At 48.4% G+C, this 16,331-nt stretch carries 16 protein-coding genes; 7 read left to right on the plus strand and 9 right to left on the minus strand.

Features of this window, described 5'->3' with window-relative positions; genetic code table 11:
• Positions 1–5: 5 nt before the first annotated feature.
• The gene (cobT, locus tag G451_RS0109845; protein ID WP_027184127.1) at positions 6–1,070 is read left to right on the plus strand and encodes a nicotinate-nucleotide--dimethylbenzimidazole phosphoribosyltransferase; all 1,065 of its coding nucleotides are present in this window, start codon (positions 6–8) and stop codon (positions 1,068–1,070) included.
• Between the two features lie 82 nt (positions 1,071–1,152).
• Here the strand turns inward: cobT and G451_RS0109850 are convergent, their stop codons facing one another.
• From G451_RS0109850 to G451_RS0109865, 4 genes are all read right to left on the minus strand, one after another.
• Entirely contained in the window at positions 1,153–2,469 is a 1,317-nt protein-coding gene (locus tag G451_RS0109850; protein WP_245587801.1) for a hypothetical protein, read from the minus strand.
• A gap of 8 nt (positions 2,470–2,477) precedes the next feature.
• Entirely contained in the window at positions 2,478–3,413 is a 936-nt protein-coding gene (gene hemC, locus G451_RS0109855; protein WP_027184129.1) for a hydroxymethylbilane synthase, read from the minus strand.
• Positions 3,414–3,492: 79 nt separating this feature from the next.
• Complete coding sequence (locus G451_RS0109860; protein ID WP_027184130.1) at positions 3,493–3,732, minus strand: FmdB family zinc ribbon protein; 240 nt, start codon at positions 3,730–3,732, stop codon at positions 3,493–3,495.
• 18 nt (positions 3,733–3,750) lie between these two features.
• Positions 3,751–4,365, minus strand: coding sequence for a D-sedoheptulose 7-phosphate isomerase (locus G451_RS0109865; protein ID WP_027184131.1), 615 nt, complete (start codon positions 4,363–4,365; stop codon positions 3,751–3,753).
• 200 nt (positions 4,366–4,565) lie between these two features.
• Between G451_RS0109865 and thrB the strand changes: the two genes are divergently transcribed.
• From thrB to G451_RS0109905, 6 genes are all read left to right on the plus strand, one after another.
• A complete protein-coding gene (thrB, locus tag G451_RS0109875; RefSeq protein WP_051261346.1) occupies positions 4,566–5,096 on the plus strand; it encodes a homoserine kinase in 531 nt (176 codons plus the stop codon).
• On the plus strand, positions 5,093–5,686 hold the full coding sequence (locus G451_RS0109880) for a hypothetical protein (protein ID WP_027184134.1): 594 nt from the start codon (positions 5,093–5,095) through the stop codon (positions 5,684–5,686). The genes thrB and G451_RS0109880 overlap by 4 nt, the downstream gene beginning before the upstream one ends.
• Positions 5,687–5,767: 81 nt before the next feature.
• Positions 5,768–6,274 carry a hypothetical protein gene (locus G451_RS0109885; RefSeq protein ID WP_027184135.1) on the plus strand — a complete coding sequence of 169 codons (507 nt, stop codon included), beginning with the start codon at positions 5,768–5,770 and terminating at the stop codon, positions 6,272–6,274.
• Between the two features lie 353 nt (positions 6,275–6,627).
• The gene (locus tag G451_RS0109895; RefSeq protein WP_027184136.1) at positions 6,628–9,036 is read left to right on the plus strand and encodes a glycosyltransferase; all 2,409 of its coding nucleotides are present in this window, start codon (positions 6,628–6,630) and stop codon (positions 9,034–9,036) included.
• 274 nt (positions 9,037–9,310) lie between these two features.
• Complete coding sequence (locus tag G451_RS0109900; protein WP_051261347.1) at positions 9,311–9,871, plus strand: chemotaxis protein CheD; 561 nt, start codon at positions 9,311–9,313, stop codon at positions 9,869–9,871.
• 21 nt (positions 9,872–9,892) lie between these two features.
• Positions 9,893–10,747 carry an HDOD domain-containing protein gene (locus G451_RS0109905; protein WP_034641598.1) on the plus strand — a complete coding sequence of 285 codons (855 nt, stop codon included), beginning with the start codon at positions 9,893–9,895 and terminating at the stop codon, positions 10,745–10,747.
• A 380-nt stretch (positions 10,748–11,127) separates the two neighbouring features.
• Here the strand turns inward: G451_RS0109905 and G451_RS0109910 are convergent, their stop codons facing one another.
• The 5 genes from G451_RS0109910 to G451_RS0109930 all read right to left on the minus strand — a co-directional run bounded on the left by G451_RS0109910 (position 11,128) and on the right by G451_RS0109930 (position 16,219).
• A complete protein-coding gene (locus G451_RS0109910; protein ID WP_425387491.1) occupies positions 11,128–11,910 on the minus strand; it encodes an ABC transporter ATP-binding protein in 783 nt (260 codons plus the stop codon).
• A complete protein-coding gene (locus tag G451_RS28630; protein WP_425387493.1) occupies positions 11,900–12,919 on the minus strand; it encodes a branched-chain amino acid ABC transporter permease in 1,020 nt (339 codons plus the stop codon). Before G451_RS28630 ends, G451_RS0109910 begins: the two co-directional genes overlap by 11 nt.
• 3 nt (positions 12,920–12,922) lie before the next feature.
• Positions 12,923–13,798, minus strand: coding sequence for a branched-chain amino acid ABC transporter permease (locus G451_RS0109920; RefSeq protein WP_027184140.1), 876 nt, complete (start codon positions 13,796–13,798; stop codon positions 12,923–12,925).
• A gap of 3 nt (positions 13,799–13,801) precedes the next feature.
• Positions 13,802–14,923, minus strand: coding sequence for an ABC transporter substrate-binding protein (locus tag G451_RS0109925; protein WP_425387497.1), 1,122 nt, complete (start codon positions 14,921–14,923; stop codon positions 13,802–13,804).
• Positions 14,924–15,073: 150 nt separating this feature from the next.
• The gene (locus G451_RS0109930) at positions 15,074–16,219 is read right to left on the minus strand and encodes an ABC transporter substrate-binding protein (protein WP_027184142.1); all 1,146 of its coding nucleotides are present in this window, start codon (positions 16,217–16,219) and stop codon (positions 15,074–15,076) included.
• Between the last annotated feature and the right edge of the window lie 112 nt (positions 16,220–16,331).

Consider the following 16,331-nt stretch of genomic DNA (forward strand, 5'->3'; position numbering starts at 1 on the left):
TCTGCATGCATACTGTTCTCGCGTCCACCATTGCTGCTATCACACCTCTTGATCAAGACCTTATCGCCAAAGGCCAAGCGCACCTTGATGACCTGACTAAACCGCGCGGGAGCTTGGGGCGTCTCGAAGAAATAGCACTCAACCTATACCGAATTGCCGAGGGCAATGCTCCCAAAGTCGACCCTGCCCGCATTTACACGTGCGCAGGAGATCATGGCGTGACCGCTGAAGGAGTGAGTCTCTTCCCTCAGGAAGTCACCCGCCAAATGGTCTATAATTTTCTCAATGGTGGAGCGGGCATCAATGTTTTATCGCAAACAGCCGGGATAGATTTGAAAATTGTTGATGCAGGTGTTTGTGGAGATCACTTTGAAGCTCACCCGAAGCTCATTGAAAAACGTGTCGCTCAAGGAACCTCTAGTTTTCTTACCGGTCCAGCCATGACGAGAGAACAATGCGAGCAGGCTCTGGTCAATGGTATCGAACTCGCTGACCAAGCAGCAAGCGAGGGTATCGCCGCTATAGGAACAGGCGATATGGGGATCGGCAACACCACGCCTTCAACCGCTCTGTATTGCGCTTATCTCGGCTTGTCTCCCTCCTTGCTGACAGGCCCAGGGACAGGCCTTGATGTCAGCGCTGTACGCAGGAAAGCCGATATCATCGAAAAAGGCCTGCGTGCCAATGAAAGCGCTGTCGTGAGTGGTGATCCGGTGCGCGTTCTTGCTGCGTTGGGTGGCCTTGAAATTGCGACTATCGCCGGGCTTATTCTTGGCGCGGCCAAAAATCGTATGGCTGTCGCTGTGGATGGATTTATCTCCACTGCAGCCTATACGGCGGCATGGCGTATCTGTCCTCTTGTCAAAGACTACTGTTTTATTAGCCACCAATCTGCAGAACCAGGACATGCAGCCGCTGTATCGCACCTGGGAATGGAGCCGTTACTTCACTTAGGAATGCGGTTGGGAGAAGGCACAGGCGCAGCCATGGCCTTGTTCGTCATGCGAAGTGCTGCCGACATATTTAATAATATGGCAACGTTCTCTCAAGCTGGAGTATCCACATCCTAATCAGGCTATACCATAAAGCAAACGACAACGGCGGCAAAGGGGGAACCCCCTCTGCCGCCGTTGTCGTTATAGAATGTACGAACTATCCTTTGGCAATATTGGCGAGGCCAATCCAAATGAAGGAATATGTGCCAAATCCAAAGAGAATCAGAGTTAAAAGTATGGTAAGCGGCTTCGACGAAAGAGACGCTCTTCCGGTTTGGGCCAAGGAGAGCCCCAGCATCGGAAGAATGGGAAAGAGGTACCGACCTTGGGCCTGAAAATCCGATATCCATGAATGCCAGGTCGATTGAAATATCGTGACGCCGGAAAAGAAGACCAAAGTGGCCAGCATCCACCGATGTTCCGTCGACGAAAAGGCAAGCGGGACAAGCTGAACAAGCAAAAACGCAATGAGCGCATAGCCAACCCAACGGTAGTAAATATACGGGGCATAAATCTTCATGTAATCATACACCCCGTAGCTTGTTCGAAACGTCCAAATATGCCAATTCCACTTTGTAAACAGCTCACTGTAAGACAGGCCTTGTTCGCGCATATTATAGCCGAAGTAGGCTTCCCCACTGTAAACTTTTGAAGGTTTAAACTCGTTTTTTGCAAACGTCTCGGCATAGTGTGACAGCGCGTCTTGATTGACGGATTTATTCACATAGGCATCAAGGCCGACACGAAGCGTAACAAGCGTTAAACAGATCGCAACAACAACGGCAAGATTTTTGAGAATAGGTTTCAAAGCATGGTCAAAATAAGCGTTTTCACCAAACAAGGCGAGCAAGAAACATAAGAAAACATAATAGTTACGTTTCGATACCGCCATGAGACCGATGACCATTCCCAAAAACAAGAGTTTACGAAAAAAAGGATCTTTGAGACTCAAAGCCGCGGGTGGAACGGTGTACCGGTCCCGGCACAGCATATACACACAGACATAGGCAAGAAAAAACGGGAACGCATCCCCGTTGAAATAACTAAACACGTACCAAAGCTGCGGCGTCAGGAGCAACGGGACGAACGCAATTCGCCGTTGTCGCGGTAAGCGATAAAACAAGAGAATCAAGATAAAAAACAGACCAATATTAAAAAAACGTAAGGCTTGATAGTCGTGAGGAAAAAAGGCTGATGTCAGTTTCGCAAACTTCCCGGCCAGAAAATACACGACATCAAGTTGATAAAGATACGACACCCCGTATTTGCTGAATGTAAAAATCGTGCGTTCATCGCCAATACTCGGTGGATCCCAGTATTTCATGTAATACCGACCGGAATCGACATGATGAAGCTCGTCAGGATGGGCATTAAGTCGGCTTGTCATGGCCATGACACACATCATGACCATGACCGCGGCAAAAAGCGCACCGAAAAGAATATCCGTCAGGCGGTCTCGAGAGATATAGCGCACGGTGATATTCAGTTTGAGCTGGAGTACATCTCATCCAGAATAGCACGGCCCCCAGCTTCGAGGACTTGAGCAGCCAACGTCATTCCAGAATCAAAAGCCTCAGACCGCACAAAATCCACCTCTTTGCGAATGACACGCTGCCCTTCGGGATCGGCAACCAAACCAGTCAAACGCAAATCTCCAGTCTCAATAAAGCGGGCGTGAGCCGCAATGGGAACTTGGCAACCTCCATCAAGGCCGGTCAAAAAGCCCCGCTCTGCAGCGACGCAATCAGCGGTATCGCTATGATTCAACGGCGCGACAAGGCTGGCAACACGCGTATCATCGGCCCGGTACTCCAGGCCGAGCGCTCCCTGCCCCACTGCAGGCAAAAAAACAGGAGGCTCAAGGCGAAACATCTTGGGAGTCGTGATGCCAAGCCGATTCAAACCGGCAGCAGCAACGACGATAGCATCGTATTGCCCTTCAAGGAGTTTGTTGACTCGCGTGTCGAGATTTCCTCGTAATGACTCAATGCAAAGGTCTTGTCGCAACCCCATCAATTGACACTGTCGACGCAAGCTACTTGTTCCAACTCGTGCTCCGTGCGGCAAGGCATCAAGGCCGTCATATTTGACGGAAAGCAGCATATCGGCATGATCTTCACGTTCCGGAACAACCCCAAGGACAAGGCCATCGGGTTGTTCGACAGGCACATCCTTCATGCTGTGTACAGCAAGATGAGCATGCCCCGTAAGCAATGCATCTTCGATTTCTTTGACAAACAACCCCTTGCCACCGACTTTCGCCAATGGAACATCAAGAATCTTGTCGCCTTTGGTCTTGATGATTTCAAGTGAAACCTCCAGTCCGGGGTGCAACGCGACAAGTTGAGCGGAAATATGATGGGCCTGCCAGAGAGCCAGCTTGCTGCCTCGTGTGGCAATGGTCAACGAATTAGACATGATTCGGATTCCTTACGTCAAAAAAGAATACTTCAATCAGAATGCGCACTGAAACGCCGCACGCAATGACATGCTAGAACTAGCCGCAGGTAGAACACGATCCCCCGGAACACCCGGCACATCCGCCACCACCTGAGCTGGGCGCCGAACTCGTCATGGGGCCAAGTTCCCCACCCGAACGGCCGGTCCGACAGCGAGACATCAATTTGTGTGTTTTGGTCGAGGAACATTTGGGGCAGGGAACGGATTCTGGATCACCAAAAACGATTTCTTCAAACTCCTTGCCACACTCGTCGCAAACATATTCATAAATGGGCATAACACATCTCCGTCGTATTTATTTTCCATCGAGATAAGGGCGTAATTCATTGACGGCTTCAAATAAAAAGAAGTCGACGAGTTTACACAACATATGCCCCACAGCGATATGGATTTCCTGAATCAACGCGGTGACATCGTGGTCAACCAAAATGGGATAGTCAGCCAGTGGCACAATTTCGCCGTTTCGGCCGGTCATTGCCACCGTAAGCATTCCTTTTTCGCGGGCAGCCCGCATGGCAGCAAGAACATTGGGGCTTGAACCGGATGTCGATATGCCGACGAGCACATCTCCCGGAGCCCCTAAAGCACGGACTTGTTTTTCGAAAATCAAATCGAAACCGTAATCATTTCCAATGGCTGTCAAAGCTGAAGTATCTGTGGTCAATGCCAATGCAGGCAACGGTGGCCGCTCCAATTGAAAGCGATTGACAAATTCAGCGGCCAAATGTTGCGCATCGGCCGCACTTCCACCATTTCCGCAAAAAAAGATTTTACACCCTCTCGCCAATGACAGAGCCAAGGCTCTGCCTACAGCCACAACATGCGCACTATGCTGCGAAAAGAAGTCTTCACGCAGTCGTGCGCCTTCAAGGCCATACTCACGTACTAATTCCGTTGCTTTTTCAGACATACGGTTGTCCTCATCCAAAACGGCAAAACGCCGGCAGTGCATAGCGGGAAAGAATAAAGTAACGAAAACACCGCCCAAAGACAACGCTCGTATGGCTTGACACGAGCCCGGTGGTGACACTAATCGCCTGATGTTGCAACCCGATTTTTTCAACCTTGTGTCTTTTCATTTCAAGACGCGCATGCGACAATCCGAACACCATGACCGAGCTGCAAACGAAAATCACAGAAAATATGGCGTCTATAAGCCTCATTGGTATGGCTGGAGCTGGGAAAAGCACCTTGGCGCGACTTCTCGCTGAGGCTTCCGGCTGGGCATACCTCGACACAGACCGATTGATAGAAGCAACGTATGGTATGTCTTTAGGGCAATTGCTTAAAAAAGACGGTCTGGATGATTTTTTGAAGATTGAAGAATCCGTTGTCTGCGATCTCTTCGTCTATCGATCCATTATCGCCACAGGCGGAAGTGTCATCTATAGTCAAAAGGCAATGGAACACTTACGACGTCTCGGCAAGCTGGTCTATCTCAAAATTGACCTGGAAACCTTTCGTGAGAGACTCGGCGACGTCGATGCTCGCGCATTCATCAAACCCAACGGTTTGACTCTTGAAGACGTGTACACCGAACGCACACCTCTTTACGAAAAAGCTGCCGACATTATCATTGAAACCGACAAGCAGGCTCCAGAGACCTGTCTTGCAATGCTGAAGGATCAACTTTCCCTATGATTTCTCGACGTAAGACCGACGCTGTCCTCAAACGACTTGGAAAACTCTACCAAGAAATGGATGCTGCATATACCAATGCTGCATCAGCACTTGGCTTATCATGTGTTGACTGTGAAAATAATTGCTGTACGAGTTACTTCCAGCACCATACCCATATTGAATGGCTCTATCTTTTTAGGGGGCTTGAAGCTCTCCCGGAAGAGACCCGTGCGCGATATATTGAACGTGCCAAAGAATATGTGGAAGCCGTCGGAGAATCACTCTCTCGTGGAGAAGTTCCGACAGTCATGTGTCCGCTCAATGATGATGGGCGATGTGCTGTATATGACCATCGTCTGATGATTTGCCGTTTACATGGCGTTCCTAACGTTATTCTTTCTCGCAATGGCTTGCAGCATTTTCAGGGATGTTTCAAAGCAAAAAAACTTTTTGAATCCAATCCTGAAGCTCCAGTAATGGATAGGACCGCAATGTATCGTGCATTGGCGGGCCTGGAAATGGAACTGCTAGGAAAACGCAAGACGCCACCGCCACGTATCGACCTGACATTGGCCCAAATGCTTGTTATGGGTCCACCGAGCTTGAAGTAATCAACGGTATTGAACAACTCATGAAACAGAGCCGATTTTGCAACGTGTAAAATCCGGCCGGAAAAGCGGGAGGAAACGCTCATGAATGCCAAAACCCGATGGATATCATTCGGTCTGGCTCTGTTTCTGCTTACAGCTTGTGCCGCGCCTTCGGTCAAGCACCTCAAAAAAACGCCGTGGAAAGCAGGAACCAATCAATCGGTCAGCATGCAATTCTGGCGGTTTGATTATGAAACCGTTGCCGTTCACGATAAACTTGGCGTCAAGGGAATGGCCTATGCGAGATTGGAAAATCTTCCGGCCTGGGTCGATTATGTGGAGGAATTAACTCTGTATGCTTATCTGACCGATGCCGAAGGCCATATTGTTGATATGGACGAAAAACAATATCTTCCCCGCGAAAACCCTGGACAAAACGGGGTTCCCTTCGATTTCTTTCTCAAGAACAATAAAACGACTCCTGATGAAACCTATATCACGTTTGGGTATCATTCGATGTTCTCATCACGCGCCCAAAAGGCACAAGCAGGAATCGATCCACAGCAGTACGAATTTTTTGCCAGTGAAACCGCCGTCACTCGCTATTAGATTGCGAAGGCGGGTTTTCGACAACTTTACCCTTCTCTTTTTCATCGCATTCGTCATCATATCGTTGGGAATTGTCACCCAATGATTCATTTTTTGTAACACATCGATTTGCTTTCGAGACTACATCCTACCCGGATGCATACAGGGTGGTCTGTTTTCTCATCTCCTCTGCGTACATCCGCCTGATAATCGACATCCAAACGAGATTCGAATCAATTCGTCAAAGCCACAAGGCGAGAGAACGGTCATGTTCCATCGCAATGATATTCACATACGATGTTTGACCGGTTTGAGACATGCTGAAAGGCATTGCCGTAAGGTGATACGTGAACACCGCAACGAAGGGGAAGACCATGAAAATAGACGTGCACGTCCATTCAAAATATTCGACACGCCCGTCACAATGGTTTTTACAAAAACTCGGGTGCCCGGAAAGTTTTACAGAAACACGACAGCTCTATGAGATCGCCAAAAAACGCGGCATGTCGATGGTGACGATATCCGACCATAATACCATTGCCGGAGCCTTGGAATTAGCGCATTTAGACGACTTTTTCATTAGCGAAGAAATTACTGCCTATTTCCCTGAAGATCGCTGTAAAATCCATGTACTGGCTTTAAATATTACAGAAGCGCATCATCGTGAAATTCAGAAATATAGAGATAATATCTACGAACTTGTTCCATTTCTGCGTCAGCAGCACATAACGCACATTGTTGCTCACCCACTCTTCGCCGTCAATGACAAGCTCACCATCGAGCATTTTGAGCAACTGCTTCTCCTCTTTAAAAATTTTGAACTCAATGGAACACGTGATGCCTATCAGAATGACATTCTCCGCTCCATTCTCGACAATCTGACGTCAGAAGATATTGATCGTTTATCCAATCGCTATGGCTTTGAACCTGAGTTTGAAGAGCCATGGGTCAAACATCTCACGGGCGGATCGGATGATCACAGCTCGCTCAATATAGCGAGCATGTACACACTTGTTCCTGGTGCGACCACTTTGACCGAATTTCTCGATGGCATTGGCTCGGGGACGTGCCGTCCGGATGGTCGTCCGGCTAATCCGAAAACAATGGCACACAATCTCTATAGCATTGCCTACCAATACTATAAAAATAAATTTCGACTGGAACGCTATGTTGATAAAGATGTCTTTCTCAAATTTATCGACCGCTTTCTGTCGGGAAATTCAACGGACAAAACAGGGGTATTCTTCAAATTGCAGGCTTTCTGGGGAGGCATGCGGCGCAAGAAAAAGCCAGATGCGTCGTCTTTGGATCAACTCTTCAAGTACGAAGCCGAAAAACTCATCTACGAAGACGCCAGCTTGTTTCTTATGGCAAAGCATGGTCCGAAGAATCAGGACAATCCTTTGGAAAATGATTGGTTTCGCTTTGTGACCCGCGCTTCCAACAATGTGCTTTCGGTCTTTGGCAACCATTTGCTCAATCATATTTCCGGTGCCAATGTCTTCGATATCTTTCAATGCATTGGCTCCGCCGGTGCCCTTTACACCGTCCTGGCACCCTATTTTGTCGCCTATACAATTTTCACCAAAGATCGCGCATTCAGTCGCGAGGCTCTGGCCGCTGTTTCCGGAAAATCACCTGATAGCCGGAGCAATCATCCCAAAGTCGCCCACTTCACTGACACGTTTAGCGAAGTCAACGGGGTGGCTCACACGATGCAGATGTTTGCCCAGTTGGCCGACAAACACCATAAAGATCTGACACTGATCACCTGTGGCCAGAAGTCTGAAAACGGACATGTTGTCAAAAATTTTGAGCCGATAGGAAGCTATAAGCTCGCCGAATATCCGAGCCAGCAATTTTTCTATCCTCCGTTTCTCGATATGCTTGAATATGTCTATGAGAACGGCTTTACCCTCATCAATTCAGCAACACCCGGCCCCATCGGCCTGGCGGCTCTCGCCATCTCGCGAATTTTGAAACTGCCGATCAATGGATTCTACCACACGGCCTTTCCGCAGTATGCGAAATATTTGACGGAAGACGATGCCATGGAAGACGTGATGTGGAAATACATGATCTGGTATTACAACCAGATGGACAAGGTCTTCGTTTCGTCGAAGAACTCCGGAGAAGAACTGACGGCGAAAGGTATTGATCCCAAGAAGCTTGTTATCTTCCCTCGCGGTGTTGATACACTCCGTTTCCATCCGACAAAAGCAAACGGCTTTCTCAAAAAGCGCTATAATGCTGAAAAGAAGATCAACATGCTCTATGTTGGTCGCGTCTCAAAAGAAAAGAATCTTCACATTCTAGCCGAAGCATTTTCGAAACTTTCGGAACAGCATCCTGACGCTCGCCTCGTCATTACGGGCGATGGGCCCTACCGTGAAGAAATGCGGACAAAGCTCAAAAACACGAATTGCCTTTTTACCGGTTATCTCAAAGGCGAAGATCTTGCCACGCTGTATGCCTCATGTGACTTCTTTGTTTTTCCAAGCACCACCGACACGTTTGGCAATGTGATCCTCGAAGCGCAAGCCTCGGGTCTGCCTGTTATTGTAACGGATGTAGGTGGTCCTCAAGAAAATATGAACGATGGTGAAACCGGTATTATTGTCAGAGACATCACCGCGGAGAAACTCGCCGATGCGATGGAAAATCTGCTTGAAAATACCGCAATGCGCACACGCATGAGTCAAGTCGCCCGAAAAAACATGGAAAATCGTTCGTATGACAACGCCTTCAATTCGACGTGGGAATTGTATAAGAACGCCAGCTAACCATAAGCGTTAAGCCTCTTGGGGAAATGTAACGTCCTCTGCATTTCCCCCAATATTCCCCTGTCCATATTCACTTCGCCTTTCTTCTTTTCCTTAAAATACAGTTCAGTTCCCCATTGTAGTTTTTCGCATACCGACGTACTTTGACTTTGATCCGTTTTTCCGTTTCAAATTTGTTCACGTTGTTCTTCTGTTCGCGCGAAATTGTCCTTGAACTTCTCTCCGAGGGCGATGTCACGCCCCGGTAAGAAACAGGGGACAGAAGGAGTCCACCATGAATCACGAGAAGCCCAACAGCATGCCCCATCACGGTTCGACCTCTCCCCCTTCGCAATGTCATGAAATAATCAACGTCTCCACGGTGGATATCGGGAATGTTGCCGTATCCCAAAGTGCTGGGCATCACCTTCAATCAGTATCGCTTGGCTCAAGTGTTGCTGTTATTCTTTACGATGCTTTGAATAAAGTTGCGGGGTTAGCTCACATTGCGTTACCGGACTCCAACATTAAGCCGTCCTATACCAGACACCAACCCGCGTTTTTTGCGGACAGTGGCGTCCCGACATTGCTGGGAATGCTGATTCAAAATTCACAGCGCAATGCAAAGACACGGATCATCGCCAAGATTGTCGGAGGGGCCAGTGCGTTGTATAGTTCAGGAGCTTTTGATATCGGAAAGCGTAATGTCGATGCTGCAAAATTAATACTACAACGTCTCGGATTGAGCGCATCAGCGATGGATATTGGAGGAAATGTCAATCGTAGCGTTTCTATTTCAGTAGACACGGGCAAAGTTCATGTGTCATCACCAGGACGTGGATGCTGGGAAGTATAAGATGACAAAACACTACCGAACATGACCATATACAGCGAAATCGTCAAATCCATACAGCGAATCCCTCCGTTATCCCAAAGTGCCTTCACGTTATTGGAGGGAATGGAAACGCAAACGATGGGGATGAAGCAAATAGCTGAAATTGTCGTTCAAGATCCGGCATTGACCATTAACATCCTCAAAATGGTCAATGCACCGGCTTTTGGTCTCGGCAAGTCCATTCCCTCGGTCTCGCGGGCCGTTTCCTTTCTCGGCCTAAAAATGGTGGTTGCTCTGGCCCTGGCGACTTGCTCTCCAGCAATTTATGGCGTCCCCCTTCCTGGCTATGAAGCAGAACGTGGCGAATTGTGGCTTCATGCGCTGTATACAGCGATGGCTTCTCGCGAAATCGTCAAATATTCAAAATATCCTATAAGCAGCGAGCTGGCCTTTACGGCTGGTATACTGCACGATATTGGAAAAGCCGTGCTCTCTGAAGTGCTCTCCGGTTGCAATATCTCGCATGAAGAATTTTCGAATGAAATAAAAGAACAGGGTTTCAGGACCATTGAGCAGTTCCAAGCAGGGGGGGATCACTGCGAAGCAGGATATGCTCTCGCGAAGCATTGGAACCTTCCTGAACCACTCATCCAAGCCATTCGCTTCCATCACACTCCGCAACACGCCGCCCCTGAATGGCGCTCGCTTGTCTATACTGTCCACATTGCCGATATTCTCGCTATGATGGAAGGTGTCGGAACGGGCATTGATTGTCTCAATCATCCTCTCGATACCTCATATAGCGAACTCTTTGTCCTCTCTGAGAAAGCACTGGAAGAAATAATCATTGAATTAAACGATCAATTTAAACGATTGAAAACCCCCATTTTTGTGTAGCAACCCTCACCCCATATCAAAAACACCAAAGCTTCAATGCTTCCTGCATGCATAGAGATCGCTTATTGGTGTTTATTGAATAGTACAGAACAGAATTATAAGCATTGTACACACTACGATCATGGATCATAAAATATTAATGAGTCTTGCACTAAAAGTTTCTTTTCCTCTCGCATTATCAATCCATTTGCTCTGAAATCCATAGTAAGAGTTATCTCAAAGTCATGATAGACAAGATAAATGTGTCTCCGGAGTACCATCAGGATATTATTGATAGGAAAAAAAGGATCAATATACGTTCAAAGCCAGCGGACGTCATCGACAGCTTCCGCTAATAAAGAGAACATATTCGAAGACTGGCTAGATTTTGTGAGTGGCTCTTAATCGTCTTCACCCAGATAGGCTGCAATGACTTCAGGATGTGTTTGAACTTCTCTCGGGGTACCGGTGGTGATGACGGACCCAAAATTCAACACCGTGATAGGATTACTGATTTCCATAATCAAATCCATATCGTGCTCGACAAGGACAATACTGATACCATAGTCGTCACGCATGGCGAGGATGATTTCTGCCAACCGACCGGTTTCTTTGGTATTCAGCCCGGCAGCTGGTTCATCAAGTAAAAGTAACTTGGGCTTTGCCGCCATCGCTCGGGCCATCTCCAACAAGCGTTGACTTCCGTATGGCAAGTCACCGGCCGGATGATGGGCTTTATCCGCCAATCCGACGAATTCAAGGCGATCTATGGCCAATTCACGCAAACGCCGTTCCCCGGCATGATATCCTGGACTCTTGAATATGCTGGCCAAAACGCCGTATTCGACGAGTCGGTGTGCTCCGGTCATGACATTTTCAAGTACGGTCATGTTGGAAAAGACTTCAAGATTCTGGAAAGTCCGTACCACACCAAGTCTGGCGCGCTTATGTGGGGGTTGCGTACTGATGTCCTGTCCGTCGAAAAGAACGGTCCCATCATTCGGAAGGACCATACCGCTGATGACATTGAGCAATGTCGTTTTTCCCGCGCCATTGGGACCAATGATCGCGGCAATATCCCCCTCATCGACCTGAATATCGGCTCCGGACAGCGCTTGAATACCACCGAAACGAACACCGATATCACGCATGGTAAGCAGATTCGTCCCACGATCAACGGACACGAGCCCCTCCATTGTCCTGGTCCGCGCTATCGGAATCCGTCGGCTGCGCTGATTTGGTCGAAAAAAACTGGCGAACACGACGGAAGAGGCTTTCCAAACCGCCGGCAATACCGCCGGGCAAATAAATCATGCAGAGGATCATGATGAGCCCATAAACAAGAATATCCACGTCCTCAAGGACGCGTAAGAATTCTGGCAAGGTGGTCAAAAAGAATGCTCCGGCAACAGCACCCCACACACTCGCCATGCCGCCGAGAACAACCATGGTGATAAGCTGAACGGAGAAATGAAAACCAAATGAAGACGGAGCAATGAACCCAAGGTAGTGTGCATACAGTACCCCGGCAACACCGGCAAAAACAGCAGAAAGAACAAAAATGAACCGCTTATAGCCGGTAATGTTCACTCCCATAGACGCTGCAGCTTTCTCGCTGACATGAATAGCACGCAAAGCACGGCCGGTTCTGGAATCGATAAGATTCAGCGCGAATAAAACACCCAACACTAATGTCACGACCATGACATAATAATACGAGAGGTCACTCTCAAAAGTAAAACCCAAAAGTTCAAGCCGAGGAATGCCGATAAATCCCGAAGGCCCGCCGGTAAGCTCAATTGTTTCATTGAAGACGATATAGACGATAATACCGAAACCCAAGGTCGCCATGGCGAGATAGTGTCCTTTGAGCTTCAGCGTCGGTACCGCAATGACATATCCAACGATGGCCGAAAGCGCGACTCCAAGAATCATCCCCAGCCAAATAGGCATTCCCCACGTCACCGTGGATATTGCTGTCATATACGCGGCCAAACCGAAGAAGGCGGCATGTCCAAGGGATATCTGCCCTGCATAGCCAAGCAACAGGTTTAAGCCAATGACAATGAGTGCATTGATCGAGGCGAGAATAAGAACCGAAATGTAATAGTCATTGGCCAATAAAAATGGTGCGACAACCATCAGCACGGCAAACGCAAGCACAGACAGCAGATTTTTTGATACGCGGAACACGGCTTACACTCGCTCGGAATCGGCCTTTCCAAAAAGACCAGATGGTTTGACAAAAAGCAGGATGAGCAAAATGATAAAGGCAAAGGCGTCTTTGTATCCCGAGGCCACAAGTCCTGCACCGTAGGACTCCAACACCCCCAAGATGAGACCACCGGCAGCCGCCCCGAAGGGGTTGCCGAGACCGCCCAAAATACAGGCCGCGAATCCCTTGAGCCCGAGCATGATACCGACATCATACGATGTCAGAGTAATAGGAGTCAGAATGGCGCCACCAATAGCGCCAACAAAACCGGAAATGGCAAACGAAAGGAAGGCCATGCGCTCAACACTGATACCGACAAGATACGCGGCTTTTTGTTCGCACGCGCACGCCAGCATGGCTTTTCCGTATATCGATCTGTCAAAGAAGAGCTTCAGCAGAAGCAACATGATACAGGTAATGCACAACACCCAAATGCTTTGCGGCAGGATAGCAGCCCCCATGAAAAGAATCGGGCTGACGCCGGAAAACGACGGTAAGGAAAACGTATCCTTACCTAACGTGAGCATCACCACGCCGCGAATAAAAATGGAAATACCGATAGTTATGATAACAAGATTGATGGCAGAAGCATTCTTGACCGGTCTGATTGCCAACCTTTCAATGATGCCTCCAATGCAGGCCGTTGCGAAGACGGCCGCAACAATGGCCAGGCCCAAGGGAATGCCGGTCTTATAAAAAAAGACACTGAGCATTCCCCCAAGCATGACAAACTCTCCTTGAGCAAAGTTGATGATCCCCGTGGTATTGAAGATCATAGTGAAGCCCAAGGCGGTCAGACCGTAGGTTGCCCCGACAGTGAGACCGGATATAAGATATTGAAAAAGACCAGACGTCATAAGTTACTTCTGCGCGATTTTCCATTCTCCGTTCTCGATGACAACCATAATAAAGGCGTTTTCATCGAGACCAACATGATCTTCCGGAGTAAAAGAGAATACGCCGCCAATACCGGCAAAATTCTGAATTTTTTCCAAATTGTCGCGAATGGCTTGCGAATCGGTTGACCCGCCGTTTTCCATGGCTTTGACGGCAAGGTTCAACGAATCACTCCCATGCCCACCGAACGTGGACACCGGCTTCTTGAACATTTTTGTGTAGCGCTTGGTGTAGTCCAGCAGCACCGCTTTTTGCGGATCAGAGTCGGGCAATTGACTGGCCACCAGAAGATGACCGGCCGGCAGCAACAAACCTTCGGCGGCTTCCCCTGCAAGTTCGATGAACTTCTTGGAAGCAACACCGTGACTCATGTACAGCGGTGTTGTCATGCCAAGCTGAACACGATTTCGTGCGATCACAGCCGGTCCAGGATTCGTCCCCCAGCAAATGATGGCATCGGGGTTGATTTCTTTGATTTTAGTCAGTTGTGCAGTCATGTCCGTATCTTTGGGGCCATAGACTTCATCGGCAACAAGTTCAAATCCAGAACTCGGAATGAGGTCTTTCAACTCTTCGCGGCCGGCTTGGCCGAAGCCATCGGATACGGTAATGATTGCCAGCTTCTTATACCCTTTGGCCTTGGCGTCAGACAGAATCTTCTGCACTGCGAACCGATCGGACGGAGCCACTTTGAAGACCCAAGGATTGACAGGCTTAATGATTTTTTCTGCTGCCGCACAAGAAACCATCGGTATCTTGGCTGCAGGAAATTTATTCATGACCGCCAATGTATTGCCGGAAATGGAAGGACCGAGCACAACGGCGACACGATCTTTTTTGATGAGCTTATCAACGGATAAAACCGCCTTGTTCACGTTTGACTCATCATCATAGATAATGACTTCAATCTTCTTGCCGAGCACCCCACCGCTGGCATTGATGGCATCGCGTACCATCTCGATTGAATTCTTCTCGGGCTCGCCGATAAACGATGCCGGGCCGGTCACGGACAACACCGCACCGATTTTCACAACATCGTCGGCAAACGCCGTCCCCGTTGTCATCAGAATACAAAGCAACAGCATTCCCAGTCGTAACATGGATGCACTCCCTGTCGTTGCCAGGCATCAAGCCTGGAAGTTCACACCGTTTGGCGTTCAAAATGCAGGCGCAACCGGGGCTTATATACTACGTTGCCCCAAAAGAAAAGGGACGTCACTTGCTGACGAGTGGCGTCATTCTCCGATAATCTTCCATGCCCCGTTTTCAATCGCCACCATAACAAAAGCAGACGAATCAAGACCGTTGTGGTCTTCCGGAGACATGGTGAAGACGCCGGTAATCCCGCGAAAGTCTTTTGTCGCTTCCAAACCATCACGCACAGCGTGCGGTTCGGCAGATCCGGCAGATTTGATGGCCTCCACAACAAGCATAAGTGCATCATGTCCGTATCCACCAAAAGCTGAAGGCGGCGTACCGAATGCGTCACTATACGCTTTGATATAGGAGAGAAGGAGCGCTTTTTGAGGATCGTCATCCGCCAGTTGGTCGGCAACGATCAGTTGGCTTGCCGGAAGTATCAACCCATTGGCGGCTTCGCCGGCAAGTTCGATGAATTTGTTGGAAGCAACACCATGGCTCATATAAAGAGGTGTCGTAATCCCAAGCTGTACACGGTTTCTTGCGATAACTGCCGGTCCGGGGTTCGTTCCCCAGCAGATGATGGCATCGGGAGCGATGTTTTTGATCTTCGTCAATTGGGCTGTCATGTCCGTATCTTTCGGCCCGTAGACTTCATCTGCAACAAGCTCCATACCAGACGCAGGAATCATTTCTTTGAGCACTTCCCGACCGGCCTGGCCATAGCCATTGGAAACAGTGATAATGGCAATTTTCTTTTGGCCTTTGACCTTGGCAAAATCTAAAATTTTCCCAACGGCAAGTCGGTCAGACTGGGGCGTTTTGAAAACATACGGCTTAACCGGCTTCACAATCTTTTCCGCGGCTGAACATGAAATAAGCGGGACTTTTGCTGTCTCGAATTTATTCATGATAGCTAAAGTGTTTCCTGATACAGAAGGACCAAGAACCGCAACGACTCTATCCTTTTTCAGGAGTTTATCAGCAGAAAGAACAGCTTTATTGACATTCGTTTCATCGTCGTACACGATAATGTCTACAGGGCGTCCAAGTACACCGCCTGCAGCATTGATCTGCTCTTCCAACATTAAAATTGTGTTTTTTTCCGGCTCACCTAAGAAAGATGCAGGGCCTGTAACAGATAATACAGCGCCAATTTTAATAGGATCATCGGCCGCAGAAACCATTGATGAAACCATTATGGCGCAAATCATCACACACAGTCCAAACAAAGTACGCATGCATTTATCTCCTTCAGAAGGTCATACAGGCTGATCACGGGATAAAAGAGTCAAACAATATTTGCTCGTAAAGAATTGAAACGAACTGGTCAAGAATCGTTCAGACTCCAGA

The organism is Desulfovibrio inopinatus DSM 10711, assembly GCF_000429305.1.
Taxonomy (GTDB): domain Bacteria; phylum Desulfobacterota; class Desulfovibrionia; order Desulfovibrionales; family Desulfovibrionaceae; genus Alteridesulfovibrio; species Alteridesulfovibrio inopinatus.

What these genes read in the sequence shown, in the direction of transcription:
- G451_RS0109925 (WP_425387497.1), bottom strand. Translation starts at nt 14,923, where the DNA reads ATGCTGTTGCTTTGTATTCTGATGACAACGGGGACGGCGTTTGCCGAC.
- hemC (WP_027184129.1), bottom strand. Translation starts at nt 3,413, where the DNA reads ATGTCTAATTCGTTGACCATTGCCACACGAGGCAGCAAGCTGGCTCTC.
- G451_RS0109880 (WP_027184134.1), top strand. Translation starts at nt 5,093, where the DNA reads ATGATTTCTCGACGTAAGACCGACGCTGTCCTCAAACGACTTGGAAAA.
- G451_RS0109905 (WP_034641598.1), top strand. Translation starts at nt 9,893, where the DNA reads ATGACCATATACAGCGAAATCGTCAAATCCATACAGCGAATCCCTCCG.
- G451_RS0109895 (WP_027184136.1), top strand. Translation starts at nt 6,628, where the DNA reads ATGAAAATAGACGTGCACGTCCATTCAAAATATTCGACACGCCCGTCA.
- thrB (WP_051261346.1), top strand. Translation starts at nt 4,566, where the DNA reads ATGACCGAGCTGCAAACGAAAATCACAGAAAATATGGCGTCTATAAGC.
- G451_RS0109900 (WP_051261347.1), top strand. Translation starts at nt 9,311, where the DNA reads ATGAATCACGAGAAGCCCAACAGCATGCCCCATCACGGTTCGACCTCT.
- G451_RS0109920 (WP_027184140.1), bottom strand. Translation starts at nt 13,798, where the DNA reads ATGACGTCTGGTCTTTTTCAATATCTTATATCCGGTCTCACTGTCGGG.
- cobT (WP_027184127.1), top strand. Translation starts at nt 6, where the DNA reads ATGCATACTGTTCTCGCGTCCACCATTGCTGCTATCACACCTCTTGAT.
- G451_RS0109865 (WP_027184131.1), bottom strand. Translation starts at nt 4,365, where the DNA reads ATGTCTGAAAAAGCAACGGAATTAGTACGTGAGTATGGCCTTGAAGGC.
- G451_RS0109885 (WP_027184135.1), top strand. Translation starts at nt 5,768, where the DNA reads ATGAATGCCAAAACCCGATGGATATCATTCGGTCTGGCTCTGTTTCTG.
- G451_RS0109930 (WP_027184142.1), bottom strand. Translation starts at nt 16,219, where the DNA reads ATGCGTACTTTGTTTGGACTGTGTGTGATGATTTGCGCCATAATGGTT.
- G451_RS0109860 (WP_027184130.1), bottom strand. Translation starts at nt 3,732, where the DNA reads ATGCCCATTTATGAATATGTTTGCGACGAGTGTGGCAAGGAGTTTGAA.